This is a genomic window from Micromonospora sp. NPDC005205 (assembly GCF_040608275.1).
GTDB lineage: Bacteria > Actinomycetota > Actinomycetes > Mycobacteriales > Micromonosporaceae > Micromonospora.
This window is the reverse complement of record NZ_JBEXHV010000008.1, coordinates 199,138-212,358: the sequence shown is the minus strand read 5'-3', so window position 1 is coordinate 212,358 and position 13,221 is coordinate 199,138. Positions and strand designations below refer to the sequence as shown.

Sequence of the window (13,221 nt, the reverse complement as noted above, 5' to 3'; positions counted from 1 at the left end):
TCTACCGGCGGGGGCGGGGCAGCAGGGCGATCAACGCGACCGCCACGGCCACGTGCGTCGCGCCGAGAGCGAGCTTGGCGCCGCCGGTGGCCTCGACGCCGAGCAGGGGAACGAAGGACAGCACCGTCACGACGATGGCCAGCGAGATCCAGACCGGTCGCGCGACCCGGCTGGCGAACCGCTCCAGCAGCGCCAGCGACGCCCAGCCGAGCAGCGCGGCCACCAGGGCGATCATGACGATCGCGCCGGCCCCGATGACAGTGGCGGGCTGGCCCGGGCTCTCAACGGTGTAGTCGACTCCGGCCAACGCGCCGATCGCCCAGATGGCCAGGGGGGCCACGACAGCGGCGGCGACGCCGAGGGCGCGGCGGCGCAGTAGTGACGGGGCGGGGGTCGTGACGGTGGCAGCACTCATGACGGCTCCTCGTTCAGGGGAAACGAACGAGTACGACCGTAACAGATAGTCTTGTTCAGAACTATCTCTCACGGAACTAACAGCCGGAGCGGGCCCCCGGCGCATACGGGGAGGTGTTGGCCAGTGGTCCGCTCACCAACCCCAGGAGAGCCCGCAGGAACACCTCCCGGTCCTGCTCGGGCAGGGTTGCCAGCAGGTCGTCCTGGATGCGTCGGACAACCTGTTGCGCCTGCCGCAACACCTGCTCCCCCGCCGGAGTCACGGCGACCATCCGGGCCCGCCGGTCCGTTGGCACCGGGCGGCGCTCGGCCAGGCCGGCCCGTTCCAGCTGGTCGAGCGTCACCACCATCGTGGTCTTGTCCACACCGCACCGCTCGCCGATCTCCCGCTGGGTCAGTTCGCCGGTGTGGGCCTGCGCCAGCACGTAGTGCGCCCGCGGCGATATGCCCAGCTCGGCCAGCCCGGCGGCGTGCTCGGTCTGCAACGCGTGACTCGCCCAGGAGAGCAGAAACAACAGGTCCGGCGGGCCATCGGACGGCGTGCAGGAGGTCATGCGCCGAGGCTAGCAAGATCCTCCGCGACCAGACGGTTCCCGTAGTCGACGTTCAGAGCCGCTGGTAGATGCCGTGCTCGCGGGTGAGCAGCTGCTCGTCGATCAGATACCGGCGCAGCGTCGCGTGATCCGACCCGCCTGCGGCGCACCACGGCTTGAGCGCGTCGTCGACGGCCCGCTCCGGATAGCGGGTGCCCGGCTCGAACGACTGCTCGGCGATGTGCGCCAGCAGCACCCGCCGTCGACCCCGCTGCGCCGGCAGGCTCACCAGGACGCCCGCCCGCAGGAAGGTCCGCAGCACCGGGTCGACGCCGGGTTCGGCGTCGGCGGCCGGGCGGCTGTCACGCGTGGCCGCCCGCAGCGACGCCTCGTCGGCCGCGAGCGTGCCGTCCGCGCCGGTGACGAGGCCCGCGTCGGTGAGCCGGCGGACCCCGGTGAGCACCACCCGCGCCGGCAGGCGGGTCCGCGTGGCGACCTCAGTCGCGCTGGTCGCACCCAGCACGATCGCCGCGAAGATCCGTCGCCGTCCGTCGTCGGCCAGGGCCCCGGCCAGCACATGCGCAGTCACGCCGGTCACCCTCGCATCAGCGGTACGCGCGCCGCCAGGCGATTTTCGGCCTCGCTCAGTCGGCCTGCGGCGTGCTCTGTGGCTCTTCGGCGACGAGCAGCACCCGGCGCAGCAGGGTGCTGAGGTGTCGTCGCTCGGTCGGGGTGAGCGCGCCGAGCAGGCGATGCTCCTCGGCGCCCTGGACCTCCATCGCCCCGCGCCAGGCGGCCTGGCCCGCCTCGGTGAGCTCCACGTCGACGCGTCGACGGTCGACTGTCGACGGAATCCGGCGGACGAAGCCCCGCCGCAGCAGCGCGTCCACCCGCGCGGTGATCGAGGCGGGGGCCATCGTGAGGTCCGCGGCGAGGTCAGAGGGTGCGGCCCGGCCACCGCGACCGGCCAGGGCGTGCAGGGTGTCGTACTCGTGGGCCGGCAGGTCGAGGTCGACCAGGACCCGCTCCTTGACGGCCCGCAGGTGCCGGGTCAGTCGGATCATCCTGGTCACCGCCCCCTCGACGTCCGCGTCGAGGTCGGGCACCACGGGCAGCCATCGCTCGATGTGTCGGTCGACGGCGTCCGGAGTGGTGGTCACCGTGCCACCTTACCTCAACGCCGAAATATTCGTTGTCAAAATGTTCGACGTCGAAGTATATTCAGGCCATGGCTCACCCACTGCGCGACCACTCCTTCCGGCTGCTGTTCCTGGGGCGCACCATCTCCGCCCTCGGCGACGCGGTGGTGCCCGCCGCCCTGGCGCTGGCCGTGCTGCGGGCCACCGGCTCCACCGGCGCGCTGGCCGTCGTCCTCGCCGCGGCGGTCGTCCCCCGGCTGGTCCTGCTGCCGTTCGGCGGGGTGGTGGCCGACCGGTTCAACGCCCGCCGGGTCGCCCTCCTGGCCGACCTGGTCCGCTGCGCCACGCAGCTCGCGGTCGGCGTGGAACTGCTCGGCGGCGACCCGTCGCTGACCACAGTGGTGGTGGCGTCCGCGCTCGGCGGCACCGCCTCGGCGTTCGCCATCCCTACCTCTTCCCCGCTGGTCGCCGGCACCGTCGAGCCGGCCGAGCGGCAGCGCGCCAACGCGCTGATGGGAATCACCGCCAACACCAGCCGCCTCGCCGGCCCGGCACTGGCCGGCGCGCTCATCTGGGCCGCCGGGCCCGGCTGGGCGTTCATCCTGGACGGCGCATCGTTCGCGCTCAGCGCCACGCTGCTCGCGCTGGTGCGGGTCCGCCACGTGCCGGTCCCCCGCCGCTCCGTCCTCGCCGACCTGCGACACGGCTTCGGCGAGGTACGCGCCCGCGACTGGTTCTGGACCAGCCTGCTCGGGCACGGCGTCTGGAACGGCGCGGCTGCCGTGCTGATGACCCTCGGACCGGCCGTCGCCATCGACCGTCTCGGCGGCGAGACGACCTGGGTGCTGCTGTTGCAGGCCGGCGCGCTCGGAATGCTGACCGGATCGCTGCTGGCCGGGCGGGTCCGGCTGCACCGACCGGTACTGCTGGCCAACCTCGGGCTGGCCTGCTACGCCGCCCCGCTGTTCCTGCTGGCCGTCGCCGCGCCCGCCCCCGCGGTCATCGCCGCCTACGCGGTGGCGCTGACCGCCCTCGGTTACCTCAACCCGGTGTGGGAGACCGTCGTGCAGCACCACTTCCCGCCGGAGGTGCTGGCTCGGGTCACCTCCTACGACTGGCTGGTGTCGCTGGGCGCCATGCCGCTGGGCTACGCGCTGGCGCCGTTGGCCGCCGACGCGTTCGGCGCACCCGTCCCGCTGGCCGTCGCCGGCCTGCTGGTGCTCGCCTCCTGCGCGGGAACCGCCCTCGTTCCCGGCGTACGCCGCCTCACCTGGCCGACCACCCCGCAACCGCAGGCGCAGGCGGCGCAACCCGCCGATGTCCGTTGATCCGGGCCGTTCGCGGCCGGTGACGGGCTGACGCGCAAGGACCTCGACCAGCGCGGGAGTCGGTGTGCGGGATGCTGACCGGACTCCGGCAGGCAGGGCGACACCACCCGGTGCCCCCCAACGCACAGGGCTGGCACGGCCCGTTGGGCTGCGGTGGCCGGGGTGGGGTGCGTCGCCGCACCCCACCCCGGATCAGTTCAGAGTTCCCGGTAGTAGACGGCGATCGGTAGCGGTGTGCAGCCGAGTGCTTCGTACAGGGCTCGGGCGGGCGCGTGGAATCCGTCCCCACCCGTGCCGATAGTGACGACCTCGGCGCCGAGGTCCCGCATCGCGGCGAACGCGTGCTCGCACAGCACGGTGCCCGCCCCGAGCCGGCGGTGCTCCGCGGAGACGGCGAGGATCGTGACGCTGGCATCTCGGCGCTCAGGCTGCACCGCCCAGGCCACGTAGCCGGCGATGGCGCCGTTGATCTCGGCGACCGCGACGTACCTGTGCTCGGCGGGGTCGTGGAGCTGGGCAACCTGCGTGACGTAGTCGTCGCGCCACCTGCCGTGCTGGTTGGAGAAGACGACCTCCCCCACGAGCGGGCGGAAGGAGTCCTCGTGGAACGGCCCGAACGTCTCGATGGTCAGTTCGGTGAGCCGGGTCAGGTCATGCTGAAGAAACGAGCGGATACGCATGTGAGTGTGCCTCTCGAACTGAGGTTCTGAAAGCCAACAAATCGGGCATCAGATGGTCAGCTGGCGGCCGGAACGGCGGCGAGCCGATTCCTCAGTGGCGGGTACGCCAAGCAGCGAAGCAACTCATGGTCGAAATCCTACGGGGCGCGGCAACCGCATTCGCGGCACAAGCGTCCGCGAAGGCTGCGGGGACGAGATCTCAAAGGCCAGCATGGGCCGTCGGGGTGAGCTACCGGAGACCGTCGGCGTCACGGGTCATCGTGACGAAGCCACGCCAGGACTGCGCGCTGAACGTCAGCGTGCCGCCGTCGCGGTCCTTCGTGTCGCGGACCAGGACCACGCCCGGAAGGTTGTCGGCAACCTCGACACAGTTGCCACCGTTACCGCCGCTCCTCGTGCTCTTCCGCCACCGCGCACCGGTCATGTCCATGATGCCGCCGCTTCTCTGAGAAGGTCCAACGAACGCCCTCGGGGCAGGGCCTCGCCGCGAATACGCTCCCACCGCCGTTCCAGGCTAACAAGATCCGACGTTTGATCGAGGATCTGCGCCTGTGCCGCGCTGTCGACGTGCGCGACCCGTGACCCGTCCGGCATATCGACGATGGTGAACGGCCCGTCGAGCCCGGGGTAGCTTGGCGCGTCCGCCGGAACGACGTGCAGCTGGATGGTGCCGGTCTCGGTGTAACCCACCAGGCGCGCGAGCTGCGCCGCCATCAACGCCCGGTCGTCACCGACGCGCCGCCTCAGCACCGCCTCGTCGAGTACGGCGATCAGCAGTGGCCCACCGCTGTGGCCGAGAATCGCCTGCCGGGCGATGCGTGCGTCGGCGAATTCGGCGACCGCCTCCGGCGACAGCACCCCACCGGCCAGCGTCGCCCGGGCGTACGCCTCGGTCTGCAGCAGCCCGGGCACCCACGTGAGCTCGAACGATCGCAGCGTCACGGCCTCGCGTTCGAGGTCGACCCAGGGCCGGAACCACACCGGTTCGCGGCGACGGACCACGTCCGGCCACAGCGCGTCGGCGTCCTTCGCCAGCAGGCCCGCGACTGTCGCACGGTGGCGGCTCTGGGGAATGTGGCCCGGGTTCGCCCACCTGGCGACGGTCTTCGGGTGCACGCCGAGCTGGCCCGCGAGGCTCTCGGCGGTGTGACCCGCCGCAGCCAGCGCCGCGACAAAGGCATGGTTCATGCCGTCCCTCCCCTGGAACAAATCCACTGCGATGAAGAGGTTACGTAACGCTGTGTGTTTGTCCAGCAACCCCCGGCAAAGTGCGGTGTAGACGGCGCTGCGACGAGGAGGAGAAGCTGTGCAGAACGAGATACAGGGCGCTCTCAGAGCCGGTGACATGGTCCTGCTGACCACCGCGGCCAGCGTTCAATTCCGGAAACCGATCGTCGTGCGGGTCATCCGCGAACTGGCCGACCGGTACACGTACGACGGTTGGCTCTGGCTCGACGCCTACCAACTCGACAGGAAGGGAGACGCCGTCGCGCGCCGCGAGCTGTACGTGCGGCGCGCCGGCGTGCAGGCTGCGTCCGTACCCCTTCGGCGCCGCGCGATGGTGGGGGTCAGCTGATGCCCGAGCGACCGAACCACTCTCCACTGCGGCCGTCCTGGCGCTGCCCGGTCTGCGGCATCCTGTGGCCGTGTTCGGCCGCGAAGCTGCGCCTGCTCGGCCAGTATCGCGAGGACCGGCCGGGCCTGTTGGTCCACCTGGCGAAGGTCCAGGAGGAAGCCCGCGCCGATCTCACCCGGCTCAACCCGGACGTCGCACTGCCCGATCTGACCCCGCGTTTCGTCGGCTGGGCCGAAGCCCGCTGAACGACCGGCCCCCTGCGGGACGGATCCACCGGGCAAAGTTGCCGGGACCGGTAAACCTCGCGAGCGCACCCGGTGTCTTGCTGGTTGACGAGGCCGGGAGGTCAGATGAGGGATTCGCGCGGGGCGGAGTTCGACGACTTCGTTCGCACACGGTCGGCGGTGCTGTTGCGGGTCGCCTTCCTGCTGACCGGGGACCGGCACGCCGCCGAGGACCTGCTCCAGGAGGTGCTGGAGCAGGTGTACGTGCGCTGGCGGCGGGTGCAGAGCAGCCCGGAGGCGTACGCGCGACGTGCGCTGGTCAACCGGTCGATCAACCGGTGGCGGTGGCGTGCGCGCCGTCCGGAACAGTCACTGGGCGACCACGACGGGGTTGCCCGCGACCACGCCGACGCAGTGGCGGTTCGCGAACTGGTCGTCGGGGCGCTGCGGGCGCTGCCGGCTCGGCAGCGGGCCGCTGTCGTGCTCCGGTACCTGGAAGACCTGCCGGTCGTCGACGTTGCGGCGGCGATGGGCTGCTCAGAGGGTGCGGTGAAGAGTCACGCCTCCCGTGGGTTGGCTCGGCTGCGAGAGGCGCTGGACGGGTCGAACCTCGTCATACCCATCACTGGAACCGGGAGTTCGCGATGACCATGAACGACAGTGACGTACGCGGCATCCTGCATCGCGCTACGGACGACCTGGTCAGCCCGCCGGGCCTGCTCGCTGAGGTGCGTCGGGGCGGGCGGCGGCGGGTGGTGCGCCGGCGAGCGCTGTTGGCGGCGCTCTGCGCGGCAGTGGTGGCCGTGCCCGTGGCCGGCGTTCTCGACCTGCCCGGCGACGCCGGAGACACCCGTGCCGCGTCACCGCTGCTCGACCAGCCGACTCGCGGTGACCTCGCTGCCGACGAGGGATACCTGCGGCAGGTCCGCCAGGTGTGGCAGCGCCGGATCAAGGAGGTCGGGGATCGGACGCGCGGCGAGCCGCACGTCGTGTGGGCAGGAGGTACGCCTGCTGGCCCGGCCGCCTACGTGGCCCACGCCACCGCGCACGGCACGACCGTGGGGTTCGTCGAACCCACCGCCGGAGGCCCGCGCGTGCGCACCCTGACGCAGGCCACCAGCAGCGAAACAGACGGCCTCGATCAGGCGGTACTGCTCGGATCGCAGCGCGATGTGCTCCTTGTGCTCGACTCCGGGCAACCGGTGGAGTTCTCCGCGCAACTGCGGTCCAGGCCCGATGGCAAGGTCGAGCGGACCTTCGAGCCGGTGGTGTTCCGAGACGGTGCGGCGGTGTTGTCGGTGCCGCCACAGCGCACGAAGCTCACCGTCGCGCTCTCACGGACTCCCGTTCAACGGCAGAACGCGATTCACATCGACGGTACGAGCGAGATCCTCTTCCCCGACAACAAGGATCGGCCCGCACCACCGCTTCTCCGCCACACATTGCCCGGTGCGGTGCAGGTCTGGGGCACCGACCCGGCCGCCGCAGAAGTGAACGCGCCGACCGAAGCCCTCGCCGAATACATCGACCCGGTCGGAGCGCACACGCACAACGGCTCTCCCCTCCTGTGGGTCTACGGGGCAACCTCCGACGGCCGGCGGCTCCTCGTGGAAACCGTCCAGTACGACGACGGCCCGTCGCGCGTCATCGCGCTGCTCGCCCCTACATATCTGCCGTTCGAGGCGGTGGCCAGCACGACCGCGGACTGGTCGGCACCCCTGCCTGTGCGGCTTCGACTGCCCGACGACCAGGGCGTTCTCGTCGCCGCCGAAGGGTCAGCGCTGAGCTTCCGGGTCGGCGACGGCCAGTGGCAGGACGTCGGCCGCAACGCGGCGCTGCTGCCCGCGACAGCGACCGAGGTACGGGTCACCGACGCCAGCGGGGCCACCACCAGCGTTCCGATCGCTTCCTGAATCAGCTCCCGACAACGGTAAATACCGCGCTCATTGACGCTCTCGTGGCTACCTTCACCCACAGGCTGATTCACCCGTCCCGGGTATCGGCGGCACGACGCCTCACCGCAGCCCTCGGCGACAGGGGACCTTCGAGATGTCCGGCGCAGCGTCTGCCACGGCAGGCGCTGCGCCGTTGCGTCCCATCCAGCTGCTTCGCCGCAACAGGCCATTCCGAACGCTGTTCTCGGCACGGCTCGTCTCGTACGCGGGCGATTCCCTCAGCCTTGTCGCGCTGATCTTCCACGTCGCCGAGACGACGGGTAAAGGGCTGGCAGTCGCGCTTCTGCTCCTCGTCGGGGACTTCACGCCATCCCTGCTGGGTCCCTTCACCGGCGCCCTCGCTGATCGGCTCAATCTCCGACGATTGATGGTCGTCTGTGAACTCGTCCAAGCTGCGGTGCTGCTGGTCATCGTGCTGACAATGCCCTCGCTGCCGATGCTGTTGGCTCTCGTCGCGATTCGCGCCACCGCGTCGCAGCTCTTCCAGCCGGCGTCCCGGGCGGCGGTGCCCGCCCTGGTCGATGACCGTGACCTGGAGACCGCCAACTCCACCCTCGGGTTCGGCTCCAATGCGGCAGAGGCGATCGGCCCCCTGCTGGCCGCAGCGCTGTTCCCGCTGGTCGGACTGCGTGGTGTGCTGCTCGTCGACGCCGTGTCGTTCCTGGTCTCGGCCATGCTGCTCGCGAGGCTTCCCTCCCTTGCGCCGACGACCGGCGACGAGCGCCAGCCGTCCCTGCTGCGACAGGCCAGAGCGGGCCTCGGCTATCTGTCGAGTGTTCCGACGGTGCGGGTGATCTTCCTGGGCTTCACCGCGGTGGTCGCCTTCAACGGGGTCGATGACGTGGCCCTGGTGCTGCTGGCCAAAGACACCTTCCACGTCGGCGGATCAGCGGTCGGGCTTCTGCTGGGCGCCGTCGGTGTCGGGTTGGTGGCCGGTTACGCCATGCTGTCCAGGTGGGGCACCAGGGCGTCGATGCCGCTGCTGCTGATCGCGGGTTTCGCCGTCAGCAGTGTCGGCAATCTGCTGACCGGGCTCGCCTGGGCCGTCGCCGCCGCGATCGCCCTGCAGGCCGTCCGTGGCTTCGGGTTGGCGGCCATGGACGTCGCGTCCAGCACCCTGCTGCAACGTACGGTGCCACCGGGCATGCTCGGCAGGGTCTTCGGCAATCTGTACGGTGCGATCGGGGTCGCCGCCGCGACGTCCTACCTCGCCGGTGGCGTCCTGCTGGACGCCACGTCCGCCCCGGTGACACTGATGGTCGCGGGCGTCGGCGGACTGGTGGCTACCGGCATCGTCGCGCTGCGACTGCCGCGAGCGATGCGGCGCGCCGACGCCGGTGGTGCGACGCCGACACCATCCGCCCCGCCCATCGAGTAGACCGGGTGATCAGATCGGGCCGTCGGTGCGCAGCCGTGCGTGCAGGTGCATGTCGTGCCAGCCGTCGGCGTGGCGAACCGACCCCCGGAGCACGCCCTCCACCGGAAAGTCGGCCCGCGTGGCCACCCGGCACGACGCCGTATTGGCGGTCGAGTGGTCCAGGGCCAGCCGGTGCAGACCGGCCCGCGTGAAACTCCACCGGGTGAGTGCCCTCAGCGCCTCGGTGGCGATGCCCCGACCACGCGCGGCGGGCACCAACCAGTACGACAGTTGCGCCGACGCCTCGGCCAGCAGCACGCCCCGCAATCCCACCTGACCCAGCGGCCGGTCGTCGGCGTCGACGATCGCCCAGCTGGCGGCTGTCTCGTCGCGCCAACGGCCGGCCCACTGTGCCGTCCACACCCGCGCCTCGTCGTCGCCGTCGATGCGGCGGACGTGCCACCGCTGGATCTGCGGACAGTCGAAGGCGGCCCGGACGGCCGGGGCGTCGTCGTCGCGCCACGGCCGCAGGGCCAGCCCGGGACGTACCGGAAGGTGGGGTTGCTCCTGGGCGGCGAGGCTCCCGGCGGGCAGGGCTGGTACGACGAGCAGCGGCATCCGCCCATTATCGAGCCGACGGCCTCACTCCGCGGTCGGGCCGCCCGCGAGTTCGGCGACCACGTCGAGGTGGCGCAGGAAGACCTCGGTGCGGCTGCCGGCCGGGTCGGCGGGATCGGGGAACGAGGTCATGATCCTGCCGGCAGGTCACGGCCGCGCTGACGCACCCCGGCGGCGCCGTACGGGTAGTCGCCCACCAGCGGGGCGCTCGCCTCGTCCAGCAGCCGCATCTGCTCGGCGTCGAGGACCAGGTCGGCGGCGGTCAGGTTGTCGTCGAGCTGGTCGGTGGTCCGCGCGCCGAGGATCACCGAGGTGACCGCCGGTCGGGCCGCCAGCCAGGCCAGCGACACCGCCGACATGGACACGCCCCGGTCGTCGGCGATCTGGCGGACCCCGTCGAGCACCCGCCAGGTGCGCTCCTCGGCGTTGCGACCCGCGTACGCCTCGACGCCGCGCTGCGGGTTCTCGCCGAGCCGCGTCGCGCCGGTGGGCGTGGTGTCGCGCTGGTACTTGCCGGTGAGCCACCCGCCGCCCAGCGGTGACCACGGCAGGATGCCGATGCCCTCGTTCTCGCAGACCGGCACCAGCTCGAACTCGATGTCCCGGGCCAGCAGGTTGTACTGCGGTTGCAGGGTCACGATCGGGGTGAGGTTGAGGTGCTGGGTGAGCAGTGCGGCCTTCTGCAACTGCCAACCGGTGAAGTTGCTGACCCCCGCGTAGCGGATCTTGCCGGCGCTGACCGCGTCGTCGAAGAACCGCAGCGTCTCCGGCAGCGGAGTCAGCGGATCCCAGGCGTGCGCCTGGTACAGGTCGACAGCCTCGACGCCGAGACGGCGCAGGCTGGCGTCCAGGGCGCGGGTGAGGTGCACCCGGGACAGGCCGGCGTCGTTTGCCCCCGGGCCCATCGGGAACCGCCCCTTGGTGGCGATCACCAGGCGGTCACGCACGTCGGGTCGGCTGCGCAGCCAACGTCCGATGATGTCCTCGGAGATGCCGGTGGAGTAGACGTCAGCGGTGTCGATGAAGGTGCCGCCGGCCTCGACGAACCGGTCCAGTTGGGCGAAGCTGCCGGCCTCGTCGGTCTCCGCGCCGAAGGTCATCGTGCCCAGACACAGGGTGGACACCACGGTGCCGGTGTTGCCCAGAGTGCGATAGCGCATATCGTCCTTTCGGTCCGAGTGACAAAGCTGATCTTCGCACCCGCCTCGGCCACCCGCATTCGGGACCGTGCCGAACGCCGGTAGGGGCACCCACGCGGCGACGCCGCCAGTCATCATGAGCGGGTGAGCGAGCCCGCGATCGAGATCGACCGACCTCAGCGGCCGACCCAGTCGCCGCCGCCGGGGCGGCCGCCGGAGCCCGGCGTTCGCACCCGCGGCCCGTGGCTGGTGGCCGCCGCCACCACAGTGACGCTCCTGCTGCTCGCCGGCCGTTACGGCTACCACCGCGACGAGCTGTACTTCCTGCTCGCCGGCCGGCACCTCGACTGGGGCTACGTCGATCAGGGGCCCCTGGTCCCGGCGCTGGCCCGGCTGCTCGACACGATCGCCCCGGGCAACCTGGTGGTGCTGCGTACCCCGTCGGCGGCGCTGGCCGGCGGCGCGGTGCTGCTGGTCGCCGCGATCACCCGGGAGCTGGGTGCCGGCCGGGGCGCGCAGCTCTTCGCGGCGGTGCTCGCCGCGCTGTCCGGCATCGTGCTCGCCAGTGGCCACCTGCTCAGCACCACCACCGTCGACCTGCTGGTCTGGTTGGTCGCGGCGTGGTGCGCGGTGCGGTTGCTGCGCACCGGTGACAGCCGCTGGGCGCTGGGCATCGGGCTGGCGATCGGTGTGGGCATGCTCAGCAAGCTGCTGCCGGCGCTGCTGGCCGTCGGCCTGGTCGCCGGGGTGCTCATCGCCGGGCCACGCCGGCTGCTGCGCGACCGGTGGGTTCTCGCCGGGGCCGGGATCGCCCTGCTGCTGGCCGCGCCGAACCTGATCTGGCAGGCGACCAACGGCTTTCCGCAGCTCGGCGTGGCCGCCTCCATCTCCGACGGCGACAGCTCCTACAGCGGCCGGCTCGACGCGTTCACCCTCCAGTTCGTCATCATCAGCCCGTACGCCGTACCGATATGGATCGCCGGCCTGGTCGCGCTGCTACGCCGACCGGCGTGGCGGGCCTACCGGGCGGTGGGCTGGGCCTGGGTGGTCGTCGTCGGCATCGTGCTGATCGCCGGCGGCAAGGGTTACTACGACGCGCCGCTGCTGCTGGTCCTCACCGCCGCCGGTGCGCTGGTCGCCGTGGCGTGGGCCTCGCACGGGTCACTCTGGTGGCGTCGGGGGTTGCTCGCGCTGGGTGTGGTGCCGTTCCTGCTGCCCAACGTCGTCCTGCTGCTGCCGGTGCTGCCGGCCGACCGGCTGCCCGCCTTCGTGGTCGACGTCAACTACGACGCCGGCGAGACGATTGGTTGGCCCGAGTTCACCGACTCTCTCGCGGCTGTCCATCGTGGGTTGTCGCCGCAGGAGCGTTCGCGGGCGGTCGTCCTCACCGGCAACTACGGCGAGGCTGGCGCGGTGGCCCGCTACGGGCCGGCCCGTGGTCTGCCCCGGGCGTACTCCGGGCACAACAGCATGGTCGACTTCGGTCGGCCGCCCCCCGACGCGGACGTGGTCATCGCCGTCGGCTGGGAGCGCCCCGACCAGCTCAACACCTGGTTCGAGCAGTGCACCCTGGCCGGGCAGGTGGACCAGCGGGTCGAGGTGGACAACGACGAGAACGGCGGCCCGATCCACGTGTGCCGGGGGCTGCGGCGTCCGTGGGCGCAGATCTGGGACACCGAGGTACGCCACACCGGCTGACCGTGTTCGCCCGGCTCTGCGGGGTCGGTCAGGCTCCGCCGGTCAGCCAGGCCTGGATGCCGACCAGCGCCTCGGGGCCGGAGGTGGCGTCGACGTCGCGGGCGAGATCGGCGATGGTGACCGCGGCGAGCGCCTGGTGCCACGCGTCCTCGGCAGCCCACATGGCGCGGGACACCGGGCACGGCGTGGTGCAGGCGTCGGCCGGGGTCGCGAAGGGGCCGCGTTGGCGGATCTCCGTGCAGACGAAGGTGGGGCCGGGCCCGTCGACGGCCCGGACCACGTCGAGCAGGGTGATGCTCTCCGGCGCGCGGGTCAGCACGTAGCCGCCCGACTTGCCCTGCACGGAGTGGATCAGGCCGGCGCGGGCGAGCGCCTGGAGCTGCTTGGCGAGGTAGCTGCTGGAGACGTCGTGCAGTTCCGCCAGCTTGGCCGCCGGAACGGGCGTGTGGCTGGTGGTGAGCACCACGCAGCAGTGCAGCGCCCACTCGACCCCGCCGGACATCTTCATGACGTCACCCTAGCCACCCCGTTACTCAGACACATTGTGTCCGAGTATAGTT

The 13,221-nt window shown here is 71.4% G+C and carries 17 protein-coding genes; 7 read left to right on the top strand and 10 right to left on the bottom strand.

What is annotated here, in order from left to right; all coding sequences use genetic code 11:
* Position 1: 1 nt before the first annotated feature.
* From ABZU43_RS17355 to ABZU43_RS17340, 4 genes are all read right to left on the bottom strand, one after another.
* On the bottom strand, positions 2 to 415 hold the full coding sequence (locus tag ABZU43_RS17355; RefSeq protein ID WP_355007511.1) for a DUF6069 family protein: 414 nt from the start codon (positions 413 to 415) through the stop codon (positions 2 to 4).
* A gap of 76 nt (positions 416 to 491) precedes the next feature.
* Positions 492 to 968 carry a MarR family transcriptional regulator gene (locus tag ABZU43_RS17350; protein ID WP_238669826.1) on the bottom strand — a complete coding sequence of 159 codons (477 nt, stop codon included), beginning with the start codon at positions 966 to 968 and terminating at the stop codon, positions 492 to 494.
* Positions 969 to 1,020: 52 nt separating this feature from the next.
* Complete coding sequence (locus tag ABZU43_RS17345) at positions 1,021 to 1,536, bottom strand: DUF2087 domain-containing protein (protein WP_355007510.1); 516 nt, start codon at positions 1,534 to 1,536, stop codon at positions 1,021 to 1,023.
* A 55-nt stretch (positions 1,537 to 1,591) separates the two neighbouring features.
* The gene (locus tag ABZU43_RS17340) at positions 1,592 to 2,107 is read right to left on the bottom strand and encodes a MarR family transcriptional regulator (RefSeq protein WP_355007509.1); all 516 of its coding nucleotides are present in this window, start codon (positions 2,105 to 2,107) and stop codon (positions 1,592 to 1,594) included.
* Positions 2,108 to 2,175: 68 nt separating this feature from the next.
* Here ABZU43_RS17340 and ABZU43_RS17335 point away from each other — a divergent pair, with 68 nt between their 5' ends.
* On the top strand, positions 2,176 to 3,414 hold the full coding sequence (locus ABZU43_RS17335) for an MFS transporter (RefSeq protein WP_355007508.1): 1,239 nt from the start codon (positions 2,176 to 2,178) through the stop codon (positions 3,412 to 3,414).
* A 197-nt stretch (positions 3,415 to 3,611) separates the two neighbouring features.
* On the opposite strand, the gene ABZU43_RS17330 is transcribed toward ABZU43_RS17335, so the two are convergent.
* The 3 genes from ABZU43_RS17330 to ABZU43_RS17320 form a co-directional block, all read right to left on the bottom strand.
* Entirely contained in the window at positions 3,612 to 4,094 is a 483-nt protein-coding gene (locus ABZU43_RS17330; RefSeq protein ID WP_355007507.1) for a GNAT family N-acetyltransferase, read from the bottom strand.
* 229 nt (positions 4,095 to 4,323) lie between these two features.
* Positions 4,324 to 4,524: a DUF397 domain-containing protein gene (locus tag ABZU43_RS17325; RefSeq protein WP_355007506.1), complete on the bottom strand. Its 201-nt coding sequence runs from the start codon at positions 4,522 to 4,524 to the stop codon at positions 4,324 to 4,326.
* Positions 4,515 to 5,282, bottom strand: coding sequence for a DUF5753 domain-containing protein (locus ABZU43_RS17320; protein WP_355007588.1), 768 nt, complete (start codon positions 5,280 to 5,282; stop codon positions 4,515 to 4,517). The genes ABZU43_RS17325 and ABZU43_RS17320 overlap by 10 nt, the downstream gene beginning before the upstream one ends.
* A gap of 157 nt (positions 5,283 to 5,439) precedes the next feature.
* Between ABZU43_RS17320 and ABZU43_RS17315 the strand changes: the two genes are divergently transcribed.
* The 5 genes from ABZU43_RS17315 (at position 5,440) to ABZU43_RS17295 (ending at position 9,227) form a co-directional block, all read left to right on the top strand.
* Positions 5,440 to 5,670, top strand: coding sequence for a hypothetical protein (locus tag ABZU43_RS17315; RefSeq protein WP_355007587.1), 231 nt, complete (start codon positions 5,440 to 5,442; stop codon positions 5,668 to 5,670).
* Positions 5,670 to 5,915, top strand: coding sequence for a flavin reductase (locus ABZU43_RS17310; RefSeq protein WP_355007505.1), 246 nt, complete (start codon positions 5,670 to 5,672; stop codon positions 5,913 to 5,915). The genes ABZU43_RS17315 and ABZU43_RS17310 overlap by 1 nt, the downstream gene beginning before the upstream one ends.
* A 105-nt stretch (positions 5,916 to 6,020) precedes the next feature.
* On the top strand, positions 6,021 to 6,542 hold the full coding sequence (locus ABZU43_RS17305) for a SigE family RNA polymerase sigma factor (protein WP_355007504.1): 522 nt from the start codon (positions 6,021 to 6,023) through the stop codon (positions 6,540 to 6,542).
* A complete protein-coding gene (locus tag ABZU43_RS17300; protein ID WP_355007503.1) occupies positions 6,539 to 7,807 on the top strand; it encodes a hypothetical protein in 1,269 nt (422 codons plus the stop codon). The genes ABZU43_RS17305 and ABZU43_RS17300 overlap by 4 nt, the downstream gene beginning before the upstream one ends.
* Positions 7,808 to 7,982: 175 nt before the next feature.
* Positions 7,983 to 9,227 (top strand): MFS transporter, encoded by a 1,245-nt coding sequence (locus ABZU43_RS17295; protein ID WP_355007502.1) that lies wholly within the window; start codon positions 7,983 to 7,985, stop codon positions 9,225 to 9,227.
* 9 nt (positions 9,228 to 9,236) lie between these two features.
* Here the strand turns inward: ABZU43_RS17295 and ABZU43_RS17290 are convergent, their stop codons facing one another.
* Together ABZU43_RS17290 and ABZU43_RS17285 are read right to left on the bottom strand one after the other, a co-directional pair.
* Entirely contained in the window at positions 9,237 to 9,824 is a 588-nt protein-coding gene (locus ABZU43_RS17290) for a GNAT family N-acetyltransferase (protein ID WP_355007501.1), read from the bottom strand.
* Positions 9,825 to 9,952: 128 nt separating this feature from the next.
* Positions 9,953 to 10,984 (bottom strand): aldo/keto reductase, encoded by a 1,032-nt coding sequence (locus ABZU43_RS17285; protein WP_355007500.1) that lies wholly within the window; start codon positions 10,982 to 10,984, stop codon positions 9,953 to 9,955.
* Between the two features lie 123 nt (positions 10,985 to 11,107).
* Between ABZU43_RS17285 and ABZU43_RS17280 the strand changes: the two genes are divergently transcribed.
* Entirely contained in the window at positions 11,108 to 12,661 is a 1,554-nt protein-coding gene (locus ABZU43_RS17280; RefSeq protein WP_355007499.1) for a glycosyltransferase family 39 protein, read from the top strand.
* A gap of 28 nt (positions 12,662 to 12,689) precedes the next feature.
* Here the strand turns inward: ABZU43_RS17280 and ABZU43_RS17275 are convergent, their stop codons facing one another.
* On the bottom strand, positions 12,690 to 13,169 hold the full coding sequence (locus tag ABZU43_RS17275) for an Rrf2 family transcriptional regulator (RefSeq protein ID WP_208741183.1): 480 nt from the start codon (positions 13,167 to 13,169) through the stop codon (positions 12,690 to 12,692).
* Positions 13,170 to 13,221: the final 52 nt, after the last annotated feature.